Origin of the sequence: Actinocrinis sp. (assembly GCF_035938995.1) — a bacterium.
Classification (GTDB): Bacteria; Actinomycetota; Actinomycetes; order Streptomycetales; family Catenulisporaceae; genus DASZGI01.
In genome coordinates this window covers 1-4,898 of sequence record NZ_DASZGI010000401.1, presented here as the reverse complement: position 1 = coordinate 4,898, position 4,898 = coordinate 1, and the positions used below count along the sequence as shown (strand labels likewise).

5 protein-coding genes are annotated in these 4,898 nt (G+C 69.8%); 3 read left to right on the top strand and 2 right to left on the bottom strand.

Going from position 1 to position 4,898, the window contains the following annotated elements; genetic code table 11:
• Nucleotides 1–290: 290 nt before the first annotated feature.
• The gene (locus tag VGZ32_RS27390; protein WP_326889111.1) at nucleotides 291–1,739 is read right to left on the bottom strand and encodes an NCS2 family permease; all 1,449 of its coding nucleotides are present in this window, start codon (nucleotides 1,737–1,739) and stop codon (nucleotides 291–293) included.
• An 80-nt stretch (nucleotides 1,740–1,819) separates the two neighbouring features.
• Here VGZ32_RS27390 and VGZ32_RS27385 point away from each other — a divergent pair, with 80 nt between their 5' ends.
• Nucleotides 1,820–2,086 (top strand): DUF2530 domain-containing protein, encoded by a 267-nt coding sequence (locus VGZ32_RS27385; RefSeq protein WP_326889110.1) that lies wholly within the window; start codon nucleotides 1,820–1,822, stop codon nucleotides 2,084–2,086.
• Nucleotides 2,087–2,140: 54 nt separating this feature from the next.
• A complete protein-coding gene (locus VGZ32_RS27380; RefSeq protein WP_326889109.1) occupies nucleotides 2,141–2,350 on the top strand; it encodes a hypothetical protein in 210 nt (69 codons plus the stop codon).
• Nucleotides 2,351–2,413: 63 nt separating this feature from the next.
• On the opposite strand, the gene VGZ32_RS27375 is transcribed toward VGZ32_RS27380, so the two are convergent.
• Complete coding sequence (locus tag VGZ32_RS27375) at nucleotides 2,414–3,331, bottom strand: DUF3027 domain-containing protein (RefSeq protein WP_326889108.1); 918 nt, start codon at nucleotides 3,329–3,331, stop codon at nucleotides 2,414–2,416.
• A gap of 77 nt (nucleotides 3,332–3,408) precedes the next feature.
• On the opposite strand from VGZ32_RS27375, the gene VGZ32_RS27370 reads away from it, so the two are divergent.
• On the top strand, nucleotides 3,409–4,898 hold a 1,490-nt coding region (locus VGZ32_RS27370), incomplete at its 3' end, for a hypothetical protein (protein WP_326889107.1).

Here is a 4,898-nt window from a genome sequence, read left to right as displayed (position 1 = left end):
ACCACCATGTGTCAGCGGCGCCCGGCCCCGGAGCCAAAGGGGCGTCACGCCCCGACGCGAGGAGCCGGGCGCCCGCGTTTCCCGCGGAGCGGGTCAGGGGCCGCGGAGTGGACGGCGGGCGCGTGGGCCTCAGTCCCGGCGGAGCCGGAAGCTAGCCGCAGGCGTCAGCGCGGGTGCGCGGACGGCGGAGCTTGCGAAGCAGAAGCACGCGCGATGAGAACCACAGCGTCCACGCCCGCAAGCCGCAGCGAGGCGGCGCGAGAAGGGATCGCGCGCCGCCTGTGGACTGGCTACTTAACCTTCAGAGCCTGCTGGATCGGGTTGAGGGCGAAGTAGGCCACGAACAGCGCACCGACGACCCAGAGCAGCGGGCTGACTTCACGGAACTTGCCGACCGCGAACTTGACCACGACAAAGGCGATGACGGCCGCTCCGATGCCCACGGTGATGCTGTAGGTAAACGCCATCAGGGTTATGGCGAGGAATGCGGGGACGGCGATGGACCAGTCGTCCCAGGGGATGTCCTTGATCTGAGTCATCATCAAGAAGCCGACGACGACGAGGGCGGGGGCGGCGGCCTGCTGGGGGACGATGGTGGCCAGGGGCGTCAGGAACGACGTGAGGGCGAGCAGGACGCCGGTGACGATCGAGGCCAGACCGGTGCGGGCGCCTTCGCCGACTCCGGCTGCTGATTCGACGAAGGTTGTGTTCGAGCTCACCGATCCTGCGCCGCCGGCTGCTGCTGCGAGGCCGTCGATGAACAGCACCCGGTTGATGTTGGGGACGTCGCCTTCTTCGGTGAGCAGACCCGCCTCACCGGTCACGCCGACGATCGTGCCCATCGCGTCGAAGAAGTCGGACAGGATCAGGGTGAAGATGAAGACGATTGCGGTGATCGTTCCGGCGTGGACGAAGCCGCCGAACAGGGAGAAGTGGCCGAGCAGGTGGAAGTTCGGGGTCTCGACGATGTTGTGCGGCAGCTTCGGCTGGATCAGGCCCCAGTCTTGCGCCTTCAGGTGCGCCGCTTCGTTGATCACGATCGCCAGGATCGTGCTGCCGACGATCGAGATCAGGATGGCGCCGGGCACCTTGCGCACCAATAGGGCGAAGGTGGCCAGCACGCCGAGGCAGAACACCAGGATCGGCCAGCCGGTCAGTTCGCCGCTCGGGCCGAGCTGGACGGGCACGGTGGTCTGCGCCGCGTCCGGGATGCGGCTGACGAATCCCGCGTCGACGAGCCCGATCAGCGCGATGAACAGGCCGATGCCCACGCCGATCGCCTTCTTGAGCGGCAGCGGGATCGCGTCCATGATCAGTCTGCGCAGGCCGGTGACCACGAGCAGGCAGATGCCGATGCCCTCGAGCACGACAAGGCCCATCACGTCCTGCCACGACATCGTCGGCGCGATGGTGAAGGCGACCACGCCGTTAAGGCCGAGACCCGCCGCGATGGCCAGGGGCAGGTTCCCGCCGACGCCCATGATGAGCGTCATCACGCCGGCCACCAGCGCGGTCGCGGCGGTGAGCTGACCGAGGTTCAGCGTGTGCCCGTAGAGGTCCTTGCCGCTGCCCAGGATGATCGGGTTCAGCACGACGATATAGGCCAGGGCGAAGAAGGTGGCCACGCCGCCGCGGATCTCGCGGGCCACGGAGGTATCGCGCTCGCTCAGTCGGAAGAAGCGGTCCACCGCGCCGCCGGACGGTCTGGCGGGCGTCTCGAGCTCGGTACTGGTGGTCATCGTCGCGTGCTCCCTCACGTCGGCGGGACGATCCGCGGCCGGGTATACGGCCGGACTCAGGGTTCCATACCCTGGTCCCCATGAGCGCTCCCCATGATCAGGAATCGACGTCGGACGGCGGCGCGGACGGCGTGACTCCGCGCGAGATCAAGCCGATGGAGGTCGACATCTTCAAGATCGTCGTGATCGGCACCGTCCTGTACGCGATCGCGTTCGTGGTGTTGTTGCCCTTCCGCACGTCGTTGGAACACGCCGGACACGGGCGGTGGCCGTGGATCGCTCTATCAGGCGTCGTGCTGGGCTTTATGGGCTTGGGCATCACCTATAGGCGCGCTCGACGCCGCTAAAACTACGACACTGCGTAGTCGCCTGATCGCTAAGGCAGCCATATACTGTCCGATGTGCGACCACCACGCTCCGCAGCGGATCGGTCCCGAACCGGGGCGATCATGGCGCTGTGCCCGGACTGCGACGGTGAGGGCCGCACGCTCGTCACCTTCGGCGCCGTGCGGACGACGTTCGTGCATCGGCCGCTGATGCTGGAGACGGCGGCGCTGCGGGAGTGCGCGGTGTGCAACGGGATCGGGTGGTACGACCCGACGGGGCATTGAAGGAAGCACGTCGCCGAGTAACTGGGGGCGTGGGGATGACGGTGGTGCGGAGGTGGAGGGGGATCAGGAGTGGCCGAAGGGGGCCTCATCGTCCTCGACGGAGAGCCCTTCTTCCTCCGGCGCGCCGACGGCGACTGAGCCGGTTGGGTGAAGCTGCACCTGATCGACCGTGAATTCGTCCACGATCGGGGTACCGACCTCCGATGCCTCCGGAACGACTGCGGCTTCTGAGTGGCCGCCGCAACCGAAGTCCATGGCGACCACGTGGCCGTCGGCCGGGGAGTACTCGTTGGTGCACACGCCGAACGCCTGGCTCAGCGCGCCCCGCAGCCCGGTCAGGAAGCCGCAGGTCGAGCAGCTCGCCGGGGCGGCCTGCGCCATCGCCGACGCCGGGCCGAACGATTCGTACCAGCGCTCTGCGGCCGTCTCACGCCCGATCAGGGAGAGCACCCGGGCCCGGCCGAGTCCGAGCTCGAATGAAATCAAGGGCAGCGAGTCGCGCTGCGGAGTCTCCGGATCGAAGTCGCCGGCGGGCTGTGGCGGCGCGTCCTGGAGGATCTGCGGCTCGCCGTCGTCGGCTCCGGTGTATCCGGGCTCGAGCCGCGCGTCGTCGGCGGACGTCGGCAGCAGGTCTCCGACGCCGATGTCGCCGGGCTGGATCCGCTCGCTCCACGGCACCCACTGCGGCGGCAGGATCGCCCCGTCGCCCGGCAGCAGCACGGTCTCGTCGACGGTCACCTGCTTCGAGCGCGACGCCCGGGTCAGCGTCACCGCCCAGCGCCACCCGACGTATCCGCGCTCCCTGGCGGCGAAGTAGTGGGTGACGATCCGTTCGCCGTCGGGAACGAGGCCGAGGTGATCGCCGACCTGTCCGATGCCGGCGACGTCTTCAGCCGCGGCGAACGCCAACTCGACGGCTTCGGCGCACACGGAGTCAAGGGTCGGGGTCCTGGTCGGCCGGGTCCGGGTCGTAACGGTCACGAAGTCGATGTTAGTCGGTCCGGCATACCTACGGGGTACCGGCGACAACTAGGGCGCGCACGCGCGAGGATAGGTACGTGAGCACAGGTACGCGAGGCCCGCGCGGATACGGGGAGGGCCAGTCAGGCTCTGACGAGCCGACTGTCGCCGCCGCCGGGCCCGGGGACGCACGAGCGGCGGGCGGCGCCGGGCGGGACGCCACCGCGCGGGATCGTGCGCCGTCGGATCATGCGGAACCGGCTGACCAGGCGTTGGCCGACACCGAGCTGGCGAACACGGCGCTGGCACGGACGAGGGTCGCGGGTCAGCGGCAGGCGCTTCCGGGGTCGGCAGCGACGGAGTCGATAGGGCTCGAGGCGACCCGGGTCGGGGAACCGGACTTCGGCGAGCCGGTCGGGGCGGCCTCCGCGACCGGGAGCCAAGAAGCTCTGCGCCGCGGCCTGCGTGTCGTCCGTCAGGGCGCTGAAGGCGCGGAGCGCACCGCAGGGGCCGTCTACAGCCGAATCCAGCGGGTGACGCAGAAGGACGGCGCCGGGCCGTCCGGACTCGCGCACGTCATCGAGATGAGCGCGGTGAACAGCGTCGGCGACGTGCTGGTCACCCTCGCGCTGGCCAACTCGCTCTTCTTCTCGGTCAAGCCGGACGAGGCGCGCACGAAGGTCGCCCTCTACCTGCTCATCACGATGGTCCCGTTCACCCTGCTGGCGCCGCTGATCGGCCCGCTGCTCGACCGGCTGCGCGGCGGCCGGCGCTTCGCCATGGCGCTGACCGCCCTGACCCGCGGGCTGCTGTCACTGGTCATGGCGCGCACCATCAGCAGCGGCGGGCTCGCGCTCTACCCGGCGGCGTTCGGTTGCCTGGTCGCATCTAAGGCATTCGGCATCAGCCGGTCCGCGGTCATCCCGCGGGTGCTGCCCGAGGGGTCCACCCTCGTGCGGGCCAACTCGCGGATCTCCATGTCGGCGCTGGCAGCCAGCACCGTCTTCACCCCGATCGCCCTCGGCCTCGGCAAGCTCGGTGCGGCGTGGCCGCTGGGCCTGGCGGCGCTGGTGTACTTCCTGCAGATCTGGCTGGCGATCCGGCTGCCCAGGTTCGTCGACTCGAGCGAGGGCGAGGTCAAGGCCCGGCTGCGCAAGCGCGAGCGCGGCGCCCCGGTCCCGGCGAAGTCCGCCGAGCCGGCTCCGGACCGGCGGCTGCGCTCGGTCGGCCCGTCGGTGGTGCTCGCGCTGCGGGTGAACACCGCGATGAAGCTCTTCTCCGGCTACTTCGGGATCTTCATGGCGTTCCTGGTGCGCCGCCACCCGGTCGGCGGGGTGCGCGACCTGACCGCGATCGCCCTCATCGCGGGCCTGATCGCGCTCGGCAGCGGCATCGGGTCGGCGCTCGGCGGCTGGCTCAAGGCCAGGGCGCCGGAGGCCATCGTCACCGCGTCGCTCGCGCTGTCCGCCGTCACCGCCGTCATCGCCGCGTTCTTCTACGGGTTGCCGATGGTGATGGTGCTGGCCGGGATCGCGGGCGCCGCTCCGGCGCTGGCGAAGCTCTCCCTCGACGCGCTGATCCAGCGGGA

Excerpts from the sequence above, each read along its gene's own strand:
- VGZ32_RS27390 (WP_326889111.1), bottom strand. The coding sequence starts at position 1,739 with ATGACCACCAGTACCGAGCTCGAGACGCCCGCCAGACCGTCCGGCGGC.
- VGZ32_RS27385 (WP_326889110.1), top strand. The coding sequence starts at position 1,820 with ATGAGCGCTCCCCATGATCAGGAATCGACGTCGGACGGCGGCGCGGAC.